The 19,248-nt window shown below is 35.9% G+C and carries 18 protein-coding genes; 12 read left to right on the top strand and 6 right to left on the bottom strand.

The genetic code is table 11. From position 1 onward, the window contains the following. The first annotated feature begins 196 nt into the window (after window positions 1-196). The 4 genes from AC57AW_RS12970 to AC57AW_RS12955 all read left to right on the top strand — a co-directional run bounded on the left by AC57AW_RS12970 (window position 197) and on the right by AC57AW_RS12955 (window position 5,956). Window positions 197-2,776, top strand: coding sequence for an FtsK/SpoIIIE family DNA translocase (locus AC57AW_RS12970; protein ID WP_496352209.1), 2,580 nt, complete (start codon window positions 197-199; stop codon window positions 2,774-2,776). A 63-nt stretch (window positions 2,777-2,839) separates the two neighbouring features. Continuing rightward, window positions 2,840-3,487 carry an outer membrane lipoprotein periplasmic chaperone LolA1 gene (gene lolA1, locus AC57AW_RS12965; RefSeq protein WP_318846004.1) on the top strand — a complete coding sequence of 216 codons (648 nt, stop codon included), beginning with the start codon at window positions 2,840-2,842 and terminating at the stop codon, window positions 3,485-3,487. A 110-nt stretch (window positions 3,488-3,597) separates the two neighbouring features. Next, window positions 3,598-5,055 (top strand): LptF/LptG family permease, encoded by a 1,458-nt coding sequence (locus AC57AW_RS12960; protein ID WP_496352208.1) that lies wholly within the window; start codon window positions 3,598-3,600, stop codon window positions 5,053-5,055. Between the two features lie 109 nt (window positions 5,056-5,164). Next, on the top strand, window positions 5,165-5,956 hold the full coding sequence (locus AC57AW_RS12955; RefSeq protein ID WP_496352207.1) for a hypothetical protein: 792 nt from the start codon (window positions 5,165-5,167) through the stop codon (window positions 5,954-5,956). A gap of 90 nt (window positions 5,957-6,046) precedes the next feature. On the opposite strand, the gene AC57AW_RS12950 is transcribed toward AC57AW_RS12955, so the two are convergent. Together AC57AW_RS12950 and frr are read right to left on the bottom strand one after the other, a co-directional pair. Beyond that, window positions 6,047-7,108, bottom strand: coding sequence for a 3-oxoacyl-ACP synthase III family protein (locus AC57AW_RS12950; protein ID WP_318846007.1), 1,062 nt, complete (start codon window positions 7,106-7,108; stop codon window positions 6,047-6,049). 230 nt (window positions 7,109-7,338) lie between these two features. Beyond that, window positions 7,339-7,893, bottom strand: a complete 555-nt coding sequence (gene frr, locus AC57AW_RS12945; protein ID WP_318846008.1) for a ribosome recycling factor — start codon at window positions 7,891-7,893, stop codon at window positions 7,339-7,341. A 681-nt stretch (window positions 7,894-8,574) separates the two neighbouring features. On the opposite strand from frr, the gene AC57AW_RS12940 reads away from it, so the two are divergent. After that, window positions 8,575-8,832 carry a hypothetical protein gene (locus AC57AW_RS12940; RefSeq protein WP_496352206.1) on the top strand — a complete coding sequence of 86 codons (258 nt, stop codon included), beginning with the start codon at window positions 8,575-8,577 and terminating at the stop codon, window positions 8,830-8,832. A 26-nt stretch (window positions 8,833-8,858) separates the two neighbouring features. Here AC57AW_RS12940 and AC57AW_RS12935 read toward each other — a convergent pair whose 3' ends face one another. Beyond that, on the bottom strand, window positions 8,859-9,221 hold the full coding sequence (locus AC57AW_RS12935) for a hypothetical protein (protein ID WP_496352205.1): 363 nt from the start codon (window positions 9,219-9,221) through the stop codon (window positions 8,859-8,861). Between the two features lie 691 nt (window positions 9,222-9,912). On the opposite strand from AC57AW_RS12935, the gene AC57AW_RS12930 reads away from it, so the two are divergent. Further along, window positions 9,913-11,250, top strand: coding sequence for a lipase family protein (locus AC57AW_RS12930; RefSeq protein WP_496352204.1), 1,338 nt, complete (start codon window positions 9,913-9,915; stop codon window positions 11,248-11,250). Between the two features lie 79 nt (window positions 11,251-11,329). Here AC57AW_RS12930 and pyrH read toward each other — a convergent pair whose 3' ends face one another. After that, the gene (gene pyrH / locus AC57AW_RS12925) at window positions 11,330-12,037 is read right to left on the bottom strand and encodes a UMP kinase (RefSeq protein WP_318846010.1); all 708 of its coding nucleotides are present in this window, start codon (window positions 12,035-12,037) and stop codon (window positions 11,330-11,332) included. Window positions 12,038-12,203: 166 nt separating this feature from the next. Between pyrH and porQ the strand changes: the two genes are divergently transcribed. The 5 genes from porQ to AC57AW_RS12900 all read left to right on the top strand — a co-directional run bounded on the left by porQ (window position 12,204) and on the right by AC57AW_RS12900 (window position 15,294). Further along, on the top strand, window positions 12,204-13,196 hold the full coding sequence (porQ, locus tag AC57AW_RS12920; protein ID WP_496352203.1) for a type IX secretion system protein PorQ: 993 nt from the start codon (window positions 12,204-12,206) through the stop codon (window positions 13,194-13,196). Window positions 13,197-13,280: 84 nt separating this feature from the next. Continuing rightward, window positions 13,281-13,955 carry a (d)CMP kinase gene (gene cmk, locus AC57AW_RS12915; protein ID WP_496352202.1) on the top strand — a complete coding sequence of 225 codons (675 nt, stop codon included), beginning with the start codon at window positions 13,281-13,283 and terminating at the stop codon, window positions 13,953-13,955. A gap of 95 nt (window positions 13,956-14,050) precedes the next feature. Continuing rightward, window positions 14,051-14,398: a YtxH domain-containing protein gene (locus AC57AW_RS12910; protein WP_318846013.1), complete on the top strand. Its 348-nt coding sequence runs from the start codon at window positions 14,051-14,053 to the stop codon at window positions 14,396-14,398. A gap of 83 nt (window positions 14,399-14,481) precedes the next feature. Beyond that, on the top strand, window positions 14,482-14,790 hold the full coding sequence (locus AC57AW_RS12905; RefSeq protein WP_318846014.1) for a phage holin family protein: 309 nt from the start codon (window positions 14,482-14,484) through the stop codon (window positions 14,788-14,790). A gap of 3 nt (window positions 14,791-14,793) precedes the next feature. After that, window positions 14,794-15,294, top strand: a complete 501-nt coding sequence (locus tag AC57AW_RS12900) for a phosphoribosyl-ATP pyrophosphatase (RefSeq protein ID WP_318846015.1) — start codon at window positions 14,794-14,796, stop codon at window positions 15,292-15,294. Window positions 15,295-15,350: 56 nt separating this feature from the next. Here the strand turns inward: AC57AW_RS12900 and AC57AW_RS12895 are convergent, their stop codons facing one another. Then, entirely contained in the window at window positions 15,351-16,076 is a 726-nt protein-coding gene (locus tag AC57AW_RS12895; protein WP_496352201.1) for a TrmH family RNA methyltransferase, read from the bottom strand. Here AC57AW_RS12895 and tamL point away from each other — a divergent pair. Then, window positions 16,062-18,671, top strand: coding sequence for a translocation and assembly module lipoprotein TamL (gene tamL, locus AC57AW_RS12890; protein ID WP_318846017.1), 2,610 nt, complete (start codon window positions 16,062-16,064; stop codon window positions 18,669-18,671). The two genes, AC57AW_RS12895 and tamL, sit on opposite strands and share 15 nt — an antisense overlap. On the opposite strand, the gene AC57AW_RS12885 is transcribed toward tamL, so the two are convergent. Beyond that, complete coding sequence (locus AC57AW_RS12885) at window positions 18,668-19,225, bottom strand: SanA/YdcF family protein (RefSeq protein ID WP_370647742.1); 558 nt, start codon at window positions 19,223-19,225, stop codon at window positions 18,668-18,670. The two genes, tamL and AC57AW_RS12885, sit on opposite strands and share 4 nt — an antisense overlap. Window positions 19,226-19,248: the final 23 nt, after the last annotated feature.

Here is a 19,248-nt window from a genome sequence, read left to right as displayed (position 1 = left end):
ATTAGTTAATATAATTTAACAGCATCAGATTTGCATAAACAAAAAAAATAGCCCTATTTTTATTTTATAATTGCGAACAATATTTTTTAATCAAATTTTAAATAATCGTTGTAAAAATCGGGATTTCCAAAATATTTTTTGGAGAAAAAAGATTCTTTTAGTGTTGAAAAAACATTAAATTTGCGACATTGATATTATGGATAAAAAGACACAAAAAAAACAGACTGAATCGCCTGAAACAGGCAAAATCTTATCTAAGCCGCGTATTTTTTCCGGGCTTACTTTTATACTTTTATCGGCTGTTCTTGCATTCTCATTCATTTCTTATTTAATGAACTGGAAAGCAGATCAAAGCCAAGCGGGAACGATGCTGGACAAGAGTATAAAATCTTCCAATATCTTTGGCAAGGCTGGTGATTGGCTGGGGAATATTTTCATTTTCGAAAGTATTGGTATTGCTTCATTCATCATTGCATTTTTATTTCTTGTAGTGGGTACGCTGATCCTTAAGAAGAAAATCTTCAAACCATGGAAAACTTTTGGGCACTCTTTATTTTTTATCTGCTGGCTTCCGATTTTTATGGGAGCACTTACTAAAGGGCAAGGTGTTTTAGGAGGAGTGTATGGATTTCAGATCATGGATTACCTTAATTCTATTATCGGAACGGTAGGTCTATGGACTGTATTGGCAGCAAGTATCCTTTTATATTTTATTCTTGAATTTAATCTTCGTCCAAGTTCTATCAAAGCAAAACTGGATAAGATCAATGAAAATACTATTGGAAAAGTAAAATCTATGATTCCTGATTCGGATGATGATTTTGAAGCAGATGAGGAATTGAAAGAAGAAGCTGAAGAAATTGAAGAGGCAGCCCCATCCCGCGTAACGGTAAGTGATATTACCAACGGTACTTCCAATAATTCAATCAATACAATGAAAGAACCAGAAACTGTAAGTATTCCGAAAGGATTTCCAGAAGTTCCGGTTTCCACCGATATAGAAACCATTACCACTCCTAATCACACTTCTTTTGAAGCAGAACCAAGAGAGGTTGCTCAACCGGTAAGTTTAAACCTTTCTACAAAACCTATTGTACCGGTTTCTAGTCCTGAAGAAGCATTTGATATCAGACCATCTGCTCCATCTTCTGGTGTAACCACTGCACCTGCACAGGAAAACATTAAATTCAATATAGAAGTAGCTCCTGTAATTGACATTCTGGATGATACGGATAAAAAATCTCAGGAACTGATAGAAAAACATGGTTTGTATGATCACAAACTGGATTTGGCTAAATTCCAAATGCCGCCTGTAGAATTACTGAAAGATTATGGCAGTGAAGAAATTGCGATCAATAAGGAAGAATTAGAAGAAAACAAAAATAAGATTGTTGGACTTCTGAAGAACTTCAACGTAGGAATCGCAGAGATCAAGGCAACAATTGGTCCTACTGTAACCTTGTACGAAATTGTACCAGAAGCAGGAATCAGGGTAGCTGCAATTAAAAAACTACAGGATGATATTGCACTGAACCTTTCCGCTTTAGGAATCAGGATTATTGCTCCAATGCCTGGAAAAGGAACAATAGGTATTGAAGTGCCAAGAAAAAACCCTACTATGGTTTCTATGCGTTCTGTAATTGCTTCTCAGAAATTCCAGAATACGGATATGGATCTTCCGGTGGTTTTCGGAAAAACGATTTCTAATGAAGTTTTCATGGCTGACCTTTCAAAAATGCCTCACTTATTGATGGCTGGAGCAACGGGTCAGGGTAAATCTGTAGGGATTAATGCAATTCTTACTTCCCTTCTTTACAAAAAACACCCAAGTGAACTGAAGTTTGTAATGGTGGATCCTAAAAAAGTAGAGCTTTCATTATATTCAAAAATTGAAAGACACTATTTAGCAAAACTTCCGGATGCAGAAGAAGCGATCATTACGGATACCAATAAAGTAATCAATACGCTGAACTCTCTTTGTGTTGAGATGGACACGCGATATGATCTTCTTAAAAACGCTTTCTGTAAAAACTTAAAAGAATACAATAAGAAATTTGCAGAAAGAAAATTAAATCCAGAAAATGGCCACCGTTTCTTACCTTATATTGTATTGGTAGTGGATGAGTTTGCAGATTTGATCATGACCGCAGGAAAAGAAGTTGAGTTACCGATTGCCAGACTGGCACAGCTTGCAAGAGCTGTAGGTATTCACCTTATTGTAGCCACACAGAGACCATCTGTAAACGTCATTACAGGTATGATCAAAGCCAACTTCCCTGCAAGAGCAGCCTTCAGAGTAATCTCCAGTGTAGACTCCAGAACCATTCTTGATTCTCCGGGAGCTGATCAGCTGATCGGTAAAGGAGATATGCTTTATTTCAACGGAAATGAGATTTTAAGACTTCAGTGTGCTTTTGTAGATACGCCGGAAGTAGAAAGGCTTGCAGAATTTATTGGAGAGCAGAAAGGATATGCTTCAGCATTCTTGCTTCCTGAATATGTTTCTGAAGACTCTACAAGTACAGTAGGTACTTTTGACCCGAACGAAAAAGATGCCCTTTTTGAAGATGCCGCCAGAATTATTGTTTCTACTCAGCAGGGATCTACATCTATGCTTCAAAGACAATTGAAACTGGGTTATAACAGAGCGGGAAGAATTATGGATCAGCTTGAAGCCAGCGGTATTGTTGGAGGTTTTAACGGCGCTAAAGCAAGAGAGGTCCTGATCAGTGATCCTCATTCTTTGGAACAGTTTTTGGAAGATCTGCGTAGTTAAGGGAGAAATCGAATGGTTTAACCTTTCAAAATTTAAAATGTCTAAAGATTATTAAATAAAAAAATGAAAAATATTATTTCAAAAGTTATATTAGGAAGTTTTGTTGTAGGTGCAGTAGGTATGGCCAATGCTCAGAAGATTGATGCTAAGGCTAAAAAGATATTGGATGATATTACAGCCAACTACAATTCTAAAAAGAATTCTTACTTCAAATTTTCTTTTGGAAGCGGCCTTAACGGGCAGGTTACGAAAACAGAGCCAGGTATTTATTATGCTGCCGGAGAAAAATACAAACTGAAGATCATGGATACAGAACAGATCTTCGACGGAAACAAAATTTACAACATCAATGCAGATGATATGGAAGTAACCATCGCTAAACCTAACGGAAGCGGTACCATGTTCTCCCCTATCAACTACCTGACCAATTACAGAAACGATTATAATGTAACGTACAACGGTAAGAAAATGGTAAATGGTGTGAATGCTGATTTTATTAAACTGACTCCTGTAAAGGCAAACGGAATACAGTTCGTATATCTTTTTGTAGATTCTGCTAAAAAGCAAATGGTAAAACTGGAACAGCACGGAAACAACAAAGATGTAGCCGTAATTGCGATAAAAGAATACAAAGAAAATCAGCAACTGGATCCTAATATGTTTGTTTTTGACAAGAATAAGTTTAAAAACTACGTAATTACAGAACTTTAAAAAGCTGAAAGTGAATTGCCAAATAAGCAAATTTGCTTTTTAAGTTAAAAAAATAACAAAATATAAAAAGCCACAAGTAAACTTTGTGGCTTTTTGATTAATTTTGGCGCATGTTAAAAATACTAGACCGATATATCATAAAAACCTTCTTTGGACCGTTTTTCTTTATATTCAGCGTATTGTTTTTCATTTTTATTGTAAACATTATCTGGGTTCAGTTAGGACAGTTTATGGGAAAAGGATTAAGCTACTGGCAGATCCTCAAACTTCTTTTTTATCTTGGGGTAAACGTCATCAGTATGGTTCTCCCCCTTACCATTCTCCTTGCGAGCATCATGTCGTTCGGGGAATTTGGGGAACGGTATGAGCTTGCAGCCATGAAAGCGGCAGGAATTCCTTTGACCAGGGTAATGACTCCCCTGCTTGGAATTTCAACGATTCTTGCTATCATGCTGTATTTTTTCTCAAGCAATATCATTCCCGATTTTCAAAAGAAAGCTAAAAACATGCTTTTCAATATTGCACAGACCAAGCCTGCTCTTAACTTTACACCTGGCCAGTTCATCGATCAGATACCTGGTTATATGGTGAAATTTGATAAGATACATGGAGAAAGCGGAGAAAATATTGAAGGCGTTTTTGTGCATAAAAAAGCCAACGCTTATGAAAACCAGCAGTCGATTGTAGCAGAAAAAGGAAAGTTTGTTCCGGCTGCCAATAAGAATTTCCTGAAACTTGTACTGTATAACGGATATGTATTTGAAGATGCTTTCGCCGGAAAAGGAGATAATGTGAGACAGAAACAGCCCGATCAGGCCATTAAATTTGACACATTAGTTTCTCACTTCGACATCAGTGAAATCATTAATAAAGCAATCGAAAAAGAGCAGATCACAGATGATTACCGTTTTGAGAATTTTAATCAGCTGAACAAAACCATTGCTAAAAATAAAAAGGACAATAAGCAGTTCTTTGACAATATTGGTTCGGAGGTTCTTAACCAGACCAATTCTGTTGTTACTTATATGGATAAGGGCAATAAGCACAAGGTAGCTCCAAAAACACAGATAAAACTGGATACAGTAAAAGGAGACAAAAAACTGGAAATCATTTACAACTCTTACAACAGACTGGATAATCTGAAATCCACCCTGGAGTCTAAAAAGAATGAGTACAGCTCCAATGTAAAGTACTTCAGTAAAGTTGTGATTTACCAGCAAAGAATGGTTGCCTATTCAGTGACCTGTATCATCTTCTTCCTGATTGGAGCCAGTTTAGGTTCTATCATCAGAAAAGGAGGAATGGGACTTCCTGTAATCATCGCTATTGTGATTTTCATTATATTTTATGTAATGAATGTCGGGGTAGAAAACATGTCGTGGAGCGGAAAAATGAATCCTTATCTTGCGGCCTGGCTTCCTAACCTGATCCTTCTTCCTTTTGGAGTATGGATGACGTATAAAGCCCTTACAGACTCACAATTATTTGATGCTGAAAAATACAAAGCATTATTCAAACCCATTACCAGGAGGTTTGCAAAAAGTAAAGAACATCAGAGATATCAATAATTCTGATATACAGCATAAAAGTAGAAAGCTCCGATTTTTTTCGGAGCTTTTTTTGTTGAGTTATTTTGAATATAAAAAATTATATTTGCTAAAATTTAAAAACAATACCATGAAGAAATTACTACTTATTGGCCTATTCGGGCTTGTTTCCCTGAACACATATGCTCAGGAGCAAGATGAAAACGGAACCTACAACGGTGAAAAATACGGATACATTATTGATAAAAGCGGAAAGAAAACTGAAGGTGTTGTCCATTTGCACGGAGGCTACTCCAGCCCATGGCAGAATCAGTTAAAAGTAAAATTTGCAGCCACTGCTGATATTGATAAGGTAAAGAATAAGATCAAATTCAAAACCTACGACACAGGCGATATTAAAGAATATATGGTGTATGAAGGTGATACTCCAAGGATTTTTAAATCAGTAAAATATTCGAATATGAGAGAAGCGTTAAACAGTTCTGAAAGCTCAACAGGGTTGTCAGCGGGCTTTAAAGCAATCAATAATCTTTCAAGAACAGATCAGTTTGCAGAAGTAGTAGCAGAAGGTAAAGTAACCGTTTATAAACTCTATGGTTATCCTACAGCCCTTTCTCCCAACAGCACACAGGCAATTACACAGGCAGAAACAGACCGTTTAAGAGAAAATCCCAATTACATCTTTTCTAAAAAAGGAGGAAAAGTGGAAGAACTCACTCCTGCAAAGGCAAAAGTCATCCTTGCAGACTGTCCGTATGTAAAAGCAAAAATTGCAAAAGGAGAATATGGTTCTCTAAAAAATGAAGAAAAGAAAAGATCCGGTTTCGGAAAATTTATCAGAGATGAAATCAGCAATGCTACAGTAGATAAACTTTCAATTATCAATGAAGTGATCTATGATTACAATGAGAATTGTAAATAAAAAAATAGGCTTCCCTCGGAAGCCTATTTTTTTATTTTAAGACTGAAATTATACTTTTCATAATTTCAGTTTTTTTTACTCAATATAAGTTTAAAACTGGTAAACGAAGGCGTTAATATTCATTCCTGCCCCTACAGAAGCAAATAAAACCACATCATCTTTCTGGATTCTATGATGTTCCAGTTCATCCTTTAAAATCATCGTCAGTAAAGTAGGAATGGTTGCTACACTGCTGTTTCCCAGTTTATGAATGACCATAGGCATTATATTCTCAGGAACCGGTAAATCATATAGCTGATAAAACCTGCTAACGATAGCCTCATCCATTTTCTCATTAGCCTGATGAATAATAATTTTATTTAATTGACTGATTGAATATCCACTGCTGTCCAGACATCTTTTCATGGCATCAGGAACATTCACCAGCGCAAATTCATAAATTTTTCGCCCATCCATTTTGATGTATTTTGTATCCGGACATTTCTCATTGTTGTAAGATTTTCCAAAATACAGATAATCCTTTTCCTCAAAGGTATAAGAAGCTGATAAATGAGCCTTTATTCCTGAGTCATCATCATTGTTAACTTCCAGCACAGCTGCTCCCGCACCATCAGCATAGATCATACTGTCTCTGTCATGAATATCCGATACACGGGAAAGAGTTTCACCACCAATCACCAAACATCGTTTAGCCATACCGGCTTTAATAAATGCATTAGCCTGTATCACTCCTTCAATCCAGCCGGGACATCCAAAAAGAACATCATAGGCCACGCAGAAATTATTTCTGATTCCTAATAAATGTTTCACCCTTGACGCAAGACTCGGCACCGCATCAGACTGAGCTGTTCCAAAACGAACATCTCCAAAATTGTGGGCAAAAATAATATAGTCTAATGTTTCAGGATCTATTCCTGCATTTTCAATGGCAGCCTTGGCTGCGATAAATCCAAGATCTGAAGTAACCTCTGTACTATGGGCATATCTTCTTTCTTCAATGCCTGTAATTTTTTTTAACTTGTCTGTAATAGATGTATTATTTTCTTTTAATAATATCCCCTTTTCATTAAGAAAAATATGTTTATCAAAAAATAGATTGGTTATCGTTTCAGATGGTATGTAGTTGCCTACACCAATAATCTTCGTCATCACTTTAAAATGTTTAACTTCCTGTTTTTAAATTAAGACTGCAGGAATAATTCTATAAATATAATGAATTAACGCAAATACTCATCAATATATTATAGAATGAAGCCTATTTACGATAAAATTCTAAACAAAAATACCAAATACACGGTTCAAAAGCAATAGGACATGCTTATATAAAAGAAAAAAAGAGGCTACCCATCGGAAACCCCTTTATTATTTTCAAAAACTGAAAATTATACTTTCATAATTTCAGCTTCTTTTGTCTTAAGATGCTCATCACAAAGCTTTACATATTTATCAGTAAAACCTTGAATTTCTTCTTCCACTCCTTTTACAACATCTTCAGAAACTCCTTCCAATTTTTTAAGTTCTTTCAAACCGTCCTGTCTTGCGTTTCTTACCGTTACTTTAGTGTTCTCAGCTTCTACTTTAGCCTGTTTTGCAAGCTCTTTTCTTCTTTCTTCTGTCAAAGGCGGAACATTCAGAATAATATTCTCTCCGTTATTAGAAGGAGCAAAACCTAAGTTTGAATTGATGATCGCTTTCTCAATCGCATTGATTGCAGTTCTGTCCCAAGGTTGAATAGAGATTGTCATTGCATCCGGAACAGAAACATTCGCAACCTGGTTGATAGGAGTTGGTGCTCCGTAATATTCTACCATTACATCCTGAACCATTGCCGTAGAAGCACGTCCTGCTCTAATTCTTTGAAATGCATGATCCAAGTGCTTTACAGCTGCATCCATGTCTTGTTTTACAGATTCTAATATAAGATCTAATTCTTCCATTATTATATTAAAGTTTGATAAATTACACATCTATTAATCAATCTGAATATCAATTAGTTAAAATTCACAAATCCTGTAAACATCAGTGTTCTTTCACTGTTTTAAACTATTTTTTTCTATTCAGTGCTGCAAAAATAATGATTATTTCCATATTTTGGTAAGACTGCATTCTGTATTTTATGAAAACATTGATATTTTTAGATATGATAGTATACAAAATTATTTTATTACCAGTCGTTACTTGTTTCTTGTTTTGTTCGTAGCGGATTTAAGTTGATCAATTTGCGAGGTTATTTCTATCCTTTAGACGCAATATTAAATCCTCAAACATTTCTATTGTCATAATATGCATTTTTTAATTTGTAATTCAATGCATAGTCTCTAGTTTCGAAAAAAAATAATTAAAACCCTAACTTATCTTGGCATCTTAATTATAAAGGGAATAGCTGAAAGTATGCAAAAGTGTTAACCCAACATGGACATATAATGCACGGTAATTTAGTAGATATTATTGAGAAACTTACAAACGAAAATGGGATATTTATAATCTCAAGGAAAAGCAACCAAAAGCTATTGTCAATTTTCTTAGCACTTAAAGGAAAAAATTTAATGGAAATACATTACGGAAATCCGTAAAAAAGCTTATAAGAAAATAGCTTTCTTTGGAAGAAAATTAATTATATGAAAATTGAAATCGGCAACACTGTTTATGAGTTCCCATGTGGGGGGCCTCTTGACCTTCTTGAACCAGACGAAAGAGAAATGTTAAATGAATATGAAAAAGCTATTGACATAATTGATAAAATCAATTCCAATCCCAATTTCAACTCACCGCTGGAGTTTCGTTATAGAGAAAATAAAATAACCTATACTGCTGAAGAGGTTAGAAACTTAGGTGCCATTTATCATTCCGAAGATGAAGATGCTATTCTCCCATAAAATTTAGCCCCAATTAAGGGGCTGTTTTATTTAGCTTTATAATTTCTGGAATTGCCATTTATTAGTAATACTTCCAGGATATTTAGTGAAATATTTCTAATTATCATATCTTCAGTGTGTAACGGTTCAAATTCTCCATTTTCAATGGATCCCAGTTGTCCCTCTTTTCCTTTGTATCCTACAACAAAAACTTTGGGGATTCCAGTTTCAAAATAGGTTGCACCTAATTCCGGAACAGTTAATACTTGTATTTTAAACACTGCGCCTGAATATTCTTCACTTCCTAAATTTTTTATTGAATCTAGTTCATCATTATTTAATGATGTAATAATACCTTTTACAGGCGTTCCTTCCAGTTGCAATTCAAATGTTTTGTTGATTGTTTCCATTATTTTCAATTTTAGCAAATATAACAAAAAGCCCTCTCAAAGAGAAGACTGTTAACTAGTTAATTTTAGTAAAAAATATACAATCCTTAGTAATTTTGGGCCTTAATTTATAATGCCATGATTCATCTTTTACCATCTCCATGAAATCTTCGCTATTAATTGCAAATTTTTCACTAATTTCTTCATAAGAAATTCCCATACACTCATTTTGATTGATTACTTTTAAAATGTAATCAAAAACTATCTGCTTCATTTTATTCCTTGAGCATTAGAGCTCTTTATCTCTAATATAATGATTATAAATTAAATATCAAATTGTTACACGATATTTTTACAATTTCTTTTTCCAGAGCATGTATTTATTTCTTAATCTACGCTTACATATTAGTCCATGTGCTTGATACTTGTTTTCTTCATTATATTGTGTACTTATCTCCTCTTGAAAAAAGAAACTTATTTTTTACCTAAAAATTCAACTGAAAGCAAACACCTCGGGTACAAATACCTATGGAACATTTTGGTTATTTCTACTTAGTGTGATATGATTTTTTATAGCTTCCTTTACTATGTCTTTTAAACAGAACATTAGCAGGTATATTTAGATATAATATATGCAATAATAAACAAAAAGTCCTGGAGAAGACATTTCTTATTAATTGAAAATTTAAAACTAATTTAAACCAATCACATTATGACAAATCCATCTTTAGATGCCTATCAACAAGTATTTGGTATGGCAGGTCTTGCAAACCGCGCGGGAGGCTACAACGGCCTGGGTATCCAATTGCAATTACAGCTTCAGTATGACTTATCTTTTTATTTTAACAATGTTCCTCCTGTTAAGATAATGGGTCAGAAAGCACCTTCAACAGCTGATCCTTCAGTTCTTCCGGTATTAGGAAACTGGGATCTTGTCTGGGGACCTGCCCTAGTCGAAGAAGAGAATAATCATGTTCCTACAGGAGTTGCAGATAACGCATTATACGTAGTTAAATGTGATGCTGTTGCATTTCCGGGAGGCCCTACATTGCCTGCTTATGTGGTGGCTGTTGCAGCAACTAATCCATCATCACTTTACGATTGGGAAACAGAAGATTTCGCAGTTTCAGAAGTGGTAAACTGGACAACTTATAACCCTTCCAATCCCACTACATCACCATATAATGGCACAGATCCTTACATTTCAAAAGGCACTGCTACCGGTGTAGGTATCCTTCTGGGACTTAAAAGCCCTGATTTTGCGGCCTCACCTAACACGACACTGCAACAGTTTCTTGCAGGTTTAAATCCGGAACCGGGCACAGCCATTATATTTTGCGGACACAGCCTTGCAGGAGCATTATCACCTACCCTTGCCCTTTATCTGAAAGAAAACAAAAATCTGAATGCTTTCGGGGTAACCCTTGTATACCCTACTGCCGGACCAACTCCGGGTGAAGCAGCATTCGCCAGCCTGTTCAATAGTAAATTTCCACCATTACCGCCAGGATGGGAGGAACAAAAGGGTACTTACCAAAGCTGGAATACCATGCACTGGAATGATCTGGATGTAGTGCCTCATGCGTGGACAATATCAGAACTGGAGAAAATTGCAACTATATATGGTCAGGCTACTAGCAATATGACTCCTTATATATTACAAACTTTACAAAAAATGGCTATTGATGACTCTTCAAAATCAGGAGCAAGTTATACAAGAATACAAAACCAGTCGCTTCCAGGCCAACTCCAAACCACTATCAAAACGCCTCCTGCGACTTTACAAGATTATATGCTTCAGCTAGCCGTACAACATGTTGCCATGTATAATGGTATTCCTGCAACAGGGCCTAATCCTCAGGTAAATGGCCTTATTTTACCACAGCCATTACCCAAACCGGATGTTGTAAATCTGGTACCAGGAGTAACTGCTGTCACTGAATCTGAGATGATTATAAAAATAATAAATCAGATCATTGAATGGATTTTGTCCCATTACACTTTGGTTGAAAAGGAAAATGCCACGCAAAATATTGAAGCAGATAAATAGGTATTCGAACTGCTATAAAAACAAAACACCTGTCACGATTATCGTGGCAGGTGTTTTTATATTTTTCTACTAAAATTGATTACAAATCAACCAAAGTACCTACAGTTTCTCCGTCTACAATTTTTGACAGGTTACCATCTTTATTCATATCGAATACAATGATTGGCAACTTATTTTCATGGCTCAAAGTAAAAGCAGTCATATCCATTACTTTAAGGTTTTTTTCAAATACTTCATCGAACGATAATGAATTGTATTTTACAGCATCAGCATTCTTCTCTGGATCACTGTCATAGATTCCGTCTACTCTTGTTCCTTTTAAGATCACATCAGCTCCAATTTCGATTGCTCTAAGTGTAGCAGCTGTATCTGTAGTAAAATAAGGGTTTCCTGTTCCTGCTCCGAAGATCACTACTCTTCCTTTTTCAAGGTGTCTTACGGCTCTTCTTTTGATGAAAGGCTCAGCTACTTTATCCATCTCGATAGCAGACTGAAGTCTTGTCTTGATTCCTGCATCTTCCAGCGCTCCTTGTAAAGCCATACCGTTGATTACAGTTGCCAGCATTCCCATATAGTCTCCCTGTACTCTGTCCATCCCTTTTGCGGCTCCTGCAACACCACGGAAAATATTTCCTCCTCCAATGACGATCGCAACTTCACAGCCTTTTTCGACTACTTTCTTGATCTCAACAGCATATTCCTGCAGTCTTTCGGTATCAATACCGTATTGTCTGTTTCCCATTAAGGCCTCACCGCTTAGTTTCAGAAGGATTCTTTTATATTTCATCTTTTATTTTTAATAACTTTTTACTAGTAGGGATTTCCCCAGATTTTGATTTTGCAAATATAATCATTAAAAATTTTGATAAAAGAAAAATATTAAATAGAAATAATGTAAGAAATATTTTGAAAAGTACGAAAAAGGATTATTTTTGCATTAATTATAAATTGAGTTGAAGAAAATTATCATTTTTTCATTATTTCTATCAGGAATTGTTTCTTATGCGCAAACAGGAACAAATGTTTATCCGTTCTTAAATGTACCTGTATCTGCAAGACAGGCTGCTTTGGGTGGAGATGCAATTTCGATAAGAGATTATGATGTTTCCTTTGCTATTGCAAACCCTGCTCTATTAAATAGAGATTCTGACAAACAGCTTTCTGTAAACGCAACAGCTTATCTTGCCGATTCGAAATACGGAACTATTGCTTATGCCAAAGACTTTGAGAATGGCCATATGGCTACTATCAATGCGAGGTATATGAGCTATGGAAGTATTCCGAGAACGGATGAAAGCGGGTTCGAAAACGGAGAATTCAAAGCTTCAGATGTAGCCATTGGTGCAGGTTATGCCTACCAGTTTGAAGAAGACTGGACAATTGGTGGAGGGCTTAATTTTGTCACCTCAAAAATTGACAACTATACTTCTTCCGCCATTTCAGGAACAGCGGGAGTTACCTATCATAATAAAAAAACCAAAGAAGTACTTTCTCTGGTCATGAGAAATTTTGGTTTCCAGCTGAAATCATTCAATGGAACAAGAGAAAATCTTCCTTTCAGAATTGATCTGGGATATACCAAAATAATCAAGAACTTCCCTCTTGCGATTACTATTACTGCACACGATCTTCAGAAATTTGACATTTCTTCAGAATACAATCTAGATGGCCAGAAAGTGAATGCAGGCAGAAAAATTGCAGACCACTTTTCATTGGGAGCTGAGTTGTTTCCAGAGAAGAATTTCAACATCCGGTTGGGTTATAATGTAAAAAGAGGAAATGAACTGGCAGTTTCAGAACAAAGAAACTTCTCAGGACTTTCTGCAGGATTTGGAGTGAAAGTTTCCAGATTTCGCATAGACTATGCTCATGTAAGATACCACAACTCTTCGAACGTCAATCAGATAGGGATTTCCATGGACCTTTCCAGCCACAGAGGAGAGTAGTCTTTCCGGCTGAAATTTTCTTAATTATTCTGAAATTTTCTTACTTCCTCTTGATTTTTAAGAAAAAATCTTGAAATTTGCAGTATGAAAAAACCTGTAATTGCTATCGATGGGTACTCGTCTACCGGAAAAAGTTCTATCTCTAAAATCATTGCTGATAAACTGGGACTTATTCATATGGACACAGGAGCTCTGTACCGAGGAGTTACCTGGTATGCATTGCAGCACTGTCTGAACAAAAATGAAGAGATTGATCTGAACACACTATTCTCTTCTTTAAATCAAATCAGACTTGAGTTTAAAAACAACGACGGAACACTTATTCTTTTCCTTAATGACACGGATATCTCTAAAGAAATCCGCACTAATATCGTATCTGACAATGTAAGCCTTGTTGCCAAACAGAAAGAAGTAAGAGACTTTTTGCTGCAGTCACAACGCATTTTGGCAGAAAAAGGAGGTGTCATTATGGACGGACGTGACATTGGGACAGTAGTTCTGCCAAATGCAGACTATAAATTTTTTCTAACTGCCAGTATTGACGAAAGAACCAACAGAAGGTTTCTGGAACTGCAAGGCCTGGGAATTGAAGCAGATAAAGAGCAGGTAAAGCAGAACCTTATAGAACGGGATAAGATTGACAGTGAGCGGGAAATAGCCCCATTAAAGCAGGCTGAAGACGCTATCGTTATTGATAACTCAGCATTGACCAAAGAAGAAACTATAGAACTTATTTTATCTCACATCGAAAAGATTTAACAATTTTTAATAGGCTTAAAGCCTCCTTTGGTATACAAATTGTAAGTTTTATTACTGTAAAAACTAATCTATTATTAATTATTAAAAAACTTAAAATGTCTAGAAAAGGAAATAATACAGCAGGTATATTGGCAGGACTTCTTGCAGGTGCTGCGGCAGGTGTAATCTTAGGAATGCTTTACGCACCGGAAGAAGGTAAAGAAACCAGAAAAAAAATAAAGGATAAGGCAAATGATCTTAAAGATCAGGCTAAAAATAAATACGGAGAGGTTTCTGAAAAAGTAAAAGACCAATATGGCAATATTTCTTCTACTTTCAAAGAAACAGCTAATAGCGTAGCACATACTGTGAAAGACGGATATGATAAATACAAAGATCAGATAGTTTCTAAAACTGCAGATGTAGTAAAGGATGTAGAAGCGGAACTGAACGATCTAAAATAATAAGTAATTTATCTTTTTCAGGTAAATTACAGAAAGGAACTTTTGTGCAAAAGTTCCTTTTTTTGTAACTTTAAAAAAAAACAATGATAGAAACTATTAAAGAATATGCCTCCAAGAGAATAGATCTTCTGAAAATTGAAGCGACTGAAAAGTCGTCTCTTTCTGCCGGGCTCATTACTTACTTTGTAGTACTGCTTGTTGCTTTTGCTTTTTTTATTATCCTTTTCAATTTTGGAATCGCTTTCCTTATCGGAAAAGCACTGGATAATTACTCTTACGGATTCTTAATTGTTGCTGCATTCTATGCAGTGGTAATGGCATTTGTCGTTGCCTTCAAAACTAAGATTGTCAATACTGTTGCAGATCAGGTTATTAAATTTTTAAATCATTAAACTATGGGCAGAAATTACGAGAGCATAGAAGAATTAAGAAGAAAGAAAAAACTGCTTCAAGGTGAAATAAATGATCTTGAAAATCTTCTTACCTTCAAGAATACGAAAGAAAGTCTTAGTGCATTTACCAATGGGTTAAGCGATCAGTATCTTCAGGAAAAGATAGATGAAGACGGTGATGAAAAAGTAGTTCTGAGAAAGGACGTCATTGCCAAACAGCTTACCTCAGAAGTAAAAGATTTACTGATTAATAAAAATACTGCTGTAGGGCTTGCAAGTTCCGCTTTTAAAGGAGGAAACATTACGGACAGCCTTGTTAAACTGGGAGTTACTGCTATTGTAGGAAACTATGCCAAAAAGAATATGAAAAGCTCCAACTGGAAGAAAAAACTGATTGGTGCGGCATTGATCTACCTCGCTCCTATAGCACTGAAGTATGTCAGAAAAAAGATGGAAGTATATCAGAAAAATAAAAGTGTTTCCAGTATGGAACAATTGATTTAAGGAATTAGGGCTTAGAAAATAGTTTTACATTTTTTCTAAGCCCTAATTCTTATATTTTATTTCGAAAATAACTGTCCTAAAATAATCCCGGCAGCCATTGATACATTCAGGCTTTCTGTAGATTGGGATTTTCCAAACCTCGGAATGCTGATACTTTTTTGTAAAAGTTTTTCGGTTTCCGGTCTCATTCCGTTTCCTTCGTTTCCTAAGATCAGGTTGATCTTTTCCGGTTTCTCAAACGTGTAGAGGTTCTCCCCTTCCATATCTGTTCCGATATTTACATTTCCTGTTGCAGAAAGATATTCCACAAGATTTGTATAAACAACATTAACTCTGGTAAAAGAGCCCATAGTCGCCTGAATCACTTTTGGATTGTAAACATCTACGGTATCTTCACTGCAGACAATCTGCTCTATTCCGAACCAATCTGCCAGACGTATAATTGTTCCTAAATTTCCGGGATCCTGTATTCCATCCAAAACCAGCTGTATATTCTTCTCCGTCATTTTTTCTTCCTCAGCGAGATAACATACCGCTACGGAATCTTTTGGCGTTTTAAGAAAACTAATTTTTTTTAATTCATTATCAGAGATATGGGTAACAGGAGCATCATTCCGGTCCAGTTTTTGTGGATCGGTTGATAATATTTCTTTAACTTTAAAGTTAGAATTAAAAAGTTCACAAATGATTTTATTACCTTCAACCAAAAACAAATTGTATTTTTGTCTGAACTTCTTTTTATCTAAAGATTGTAAAACTTTTATTGTATGAGCTGTAAGCATTATAAGAATTCTCCTCAAAAATATTATAAAATTATCTCATTTGCAACATTTGTTGGTCTCCTTTATGCTTGTAGTACAACAAAAAAAGTTCCTGAAGGCGAATATCTGCTTACTAAGAACAGTTTAGGGTTCGAGGATAAGAAAGAATTTTTCGATGAAGAACTGAAAGATTATATTCAGCAAAAGCCCAATAAAAAGCAATTTCTTTTCATGCCATTAAGTCTCCTACTGTACAATATGGCTGATACGAAATACGATACGATACTTAATGAATACATGACCTATCCCGGTGAGATGAGAAATCAGAAACTGAGAGACTCTTTATTCCTTAAATACAATATGAAAAGCAGTGTTGGAAAAAGCCTGCTGTTTGATCGTTTATTGCACAACTGGGGAACACCACCGGTAATTCTTGACCAGACGAGAAGTGAAAAAAGCGCTGAATCTATTAAAAAAAGACTTACCTACAGAGGATACTGGGATGCGGATGTAACGTTTAAACATACCTTAGATTCCGCTTCTAAAAAAGCAGCCGTTAATTATTCCATCAAGCATAACGATCCTACCCGGATCAAGGATTATTTTTATAATATTCCGGATCAGGGGATCAAAGGATTCTACAATTATAATCTGAACAGAAGTCTTGTGAGATCCGGACAGATTCTTGATCAAACCGTTCTTGAAAGAGAGGTAACCCGAATTACTGATCTGATGAGGGAATTTGGGTTCTATAGATTCAATGCCTCCAATGATGAAGTTTATTTTGTAGCGGATTCTCTTAAAAACAGAAAGCAGGTTCCTTTGACACTGGAAATCCATAAAGACTCGCTGGATACTCCCTATAAGATTTCTACTTTCGGAAATATAGATGTGGCGATTGTAGATGAACCGGGCGATTATCCTAAAAATACAAAAAAAGACAGTTTAAGAAGAATAAGATTCCATACGATGAATGATAAATATAAACTTTCATCCATATGGAGAGCTATTATTCCGGACAGTAAAAAGGTTTTCGACCAGACCAAACTGGATGTAACCAAGAGGAACCTTTTGGCAATGAACAATTTTAGCATCGTTAAAGCAAGAGACTCTCTGAGACAAGGAGGAATGGCTTCTCCTAACGACAGTATTGTTGATGTTTTATATGTATTGAAACCACTTCCGAAGTATGAGTTTAAACTGGGAACAGATATTAATTATTCTCAGATTCTAAATCTTGGGATCTCTCCTTCCGTAGATCTTACTACCCGAAATGTTTTTAGAGGTGCAGAAAACCTTTCCACGAGCCTTTCAGGGACATTTGGTTCTATCAGAAGTACTAAGGATATTGATAAGAGAGTTGCTGCCTATGAAATATCAGCTCAGGCATCCTTGAATTTCCCAAGGCTTTTGCTTCCTTTTAATTATTATAAATTCATTCCTAAACGATATACGCCTACTTCATCTATTTTATTGGGGGCATCCATACAGAACAACATCGGTTTGGGAAGGTTGATTTTCAATACCGGGCTGAACTATCAAGCCAGTGTAAATGATCAGGTGTATCATAAGCTTACTTTATTCAATACCCAGGTCAGTCTGACAAAAAATAAAGATGCTTATTATGATTACTTTGTGAATGACGGAAGGGTAAAAGATGAAGTTTTCGGGAATTATTTTATGTTTAACCCGGAAACTCAGCAAACCGGACAAGATTATAAAGATGGAAAACTTAGTGTAGATGAGGTTTCCAAAAAGATTATTGAAAATGATGCTTACCGTGGAAGTCTTAATCAGCAGGGAACAGATCTTTTGACAGCATTCAGAGGAACATTGGTGAATAAAGACAGGCAGACGCAGGATGTCCTTATTTCTTCCATGATCTATAACTTTGTATACAGTGAAATCGGGAAAAAAGAATATCCAAACGCATTTTATTTTAATGGGAAAGTGGAGCTTGCAGGCAACATTTTAAGCTTATTCAACAAAAAAGATAATAGCGGAGGGGTTGTTACCGGTCCTCAAAAAACCATTTTCGGATTACCCTATGCACAGTTTGTAAAATTTGATATTGACGCCAGAAAATATTTCAAATTCAATGGAAACCAGACACTGGTACTTCGTCAGTTTATCGGGGTAGGAATACCCTATGGAAATTCTCAGGACATGCCGATCATCAAGTCTTATTTCAATGGAGGTTCCAACGATATCAGAGCCTGGGTAGCATTTGGAGGATTAGGTCCTGCGGATTCTCAGGTTGATGAAAGAGTGCGTACTTATATGACCGACAATTTAAAGCTTACCACCAATATTGAATACCGAATTCCATTCAATAAAACTTATGAGGGAGCTTTGTTTACCGATATAGGAAATACATGGAGTCTTCGTAACTATAATGATGGATATGGAGATGAGTTTAAATTCAATAAGTTCCTGAAGCAGGTAGGTATCGGAAGTGGATTCGGATTAAGGGTTAATATCGCCTATGTAACTGCCAGAATTGACCTTGCATACAAGATCTATGACCCAAATAAACCTGATGGAGACCGATGGAGATTCAAATATTTCCAGCCTTTTAAACCTACTGTTAATATCGCGTTCGGATATCCGTTCTAATCCGGAGAAACGCCTAAAATAAAATATACTACAGCAATCACACGGGCGAGGATTTCCCTCGTCTGATTTCTGTAGAAGCTTTCAGATTTTGTGACATCCTGAGCATCAAATCCCAAAGCGTTCATATCATTATTTCTCGCAAAGAACAAAGCTCTCAGGTTGTGATATCCCTGAGATACAATAATGACATTTTTCTTTTTATACACATCCTTACAGCGGAGAATACTTTTATAGGTATTGAAACCTTTAGGATCTTCCACAATAATATCTTCCGGAACACCTTCCAGATAAACCAGATAATTTTTCATTGCTCTCGGTTCATTATAGCCTTTACTCTTCTCCCCGCTTACTATGATTTTTTTGATCTTCCCATGATGATAAAGAAGAGCCGCAGCATCCATTCTTTTCGTAAAATAGGGATTGGATTTTCCGGATCTCATTTTCGGAGATGTTCCCAGAACAAGGGCAATTTCTCTGGGTGGAATTTTTGAGATTTTGGTATAGGTTCTCCCATTGGTAAGCCCGAAAACCCACACATTACAGAAACATATCATCAGAATTCCCAATTCCAATGATA

The organism is Chryseobacterium sp. BGA-UO-ETr-SB22 (assembly GCF_059567885.1).
Note: the sequence above shows the minus strand (reverse complement) of the source record. Positions and strands in the feature narration are given on the sequence as shown.

Coding starts and splice junctions, on each gene's coding strand:
- AC57AW_RS12960 (WP_496352208.1), top strand. CDS start 3,598: ATGTTAAAAATACTAGACCGATATATCATAAAAACCTTCTTTGGACCG.
- AC57AW_RS12895 (WP_496352201.1), bottom strand. CDS start 16,076: ATGCTTACAGCTCATACAATAAAAGTTTTACAATCTTTAGATAAAAAG.
- AC57AW_RS12935 (WP_496352205.1), bottom strand. CDS start 9,221: ATGGAAACAATCAACAAAACATTTGAATTGCAACTGGAAGGAACGCCT.
- AC57AW_RS12970 (WP_496352209.1), top strand. CDS start 197: ATGGATAAAAAGACACAAAAAAAACAGACTGAATCGCCTGAAACAGGC.
- AC57AW_RS12910 (WP_318846013.1), top strand. CDS start 14,051: ATGTCTAGAAAAGGAAATAATACAGCAGGTATATTGGCAGGACTTCTT.
- AC57AW_RS12955 (WP_496352207.1), top strand. CDS start 5,165: ATGAAGAAATTACTACTTATTGGCCTATTCGGGCTTGTTTCCCTGAAC.
- pyrH (WP_318846010.1), bottom strand. CDS start 12,037: ATGAAATATAAAAGAATCCTTCTGAAACTAAGCGGTGAGGCCTTAATG.
- tamL (WP_318846017.1), top strand. CDS start 16,062: ATGAGCTGTAAGCATTATAAGAATTCTCCTCAAAAATATTATAAAATT.
- cmk (WP_496352202.1), top strand. CDS start 13,281: ATGAAAAAACCTGTAATTGCTATCGATGGGTACTCGTCTACCGGAAAA.
- AC57AW_RS12930 (WP_496352204.1), top strand. CDS start 9,913: ATGACAAATCCATCTTTAGATGCCTATCAACAAGTATTTGGTATGGCA.
- AC57AW_RS12905 (WP_318846014.1), top strand. CDS start 14,482: ATGATAGAAACTATTAAAGAATATGCCTCCAAGAGAATAGATCTTCTG.
- lolA1 (WP_318846004.1), top strand. CDS start 2,840: ATGAAAAATATTATTTCAAAAGTTATATTAGGAAGTTTTGTTGTAGGT.
- AC57AW_RS12940 (WP_496352206.1), top strand. CDS start 8,575: ATGAAAATTGAAATCGGCAACACTGTTTATGAGTTCCCATGTGGGGGG.
- AC57AW_RS12900 (WP_318846015.1), top strand. CDS start 14,794: ATGGGCAGAAATTACGAGAGCATAGAAGAATTAAGAAGAAAGAAAAAA.
- AC57AW_RS12885 (WP_370647742.1), bottom strand. CDS start 19,225: ATGATATGTTTCTGTAATGTGTGGGTTTTCGGGCTTACCAATGGGAGA.
- frr (WP_318846008.1), bottom strand. CDS start 7,893: ATGGAAGAATTAGATCTTATATTAGAATCTGTAAAACAAGACATGGAT.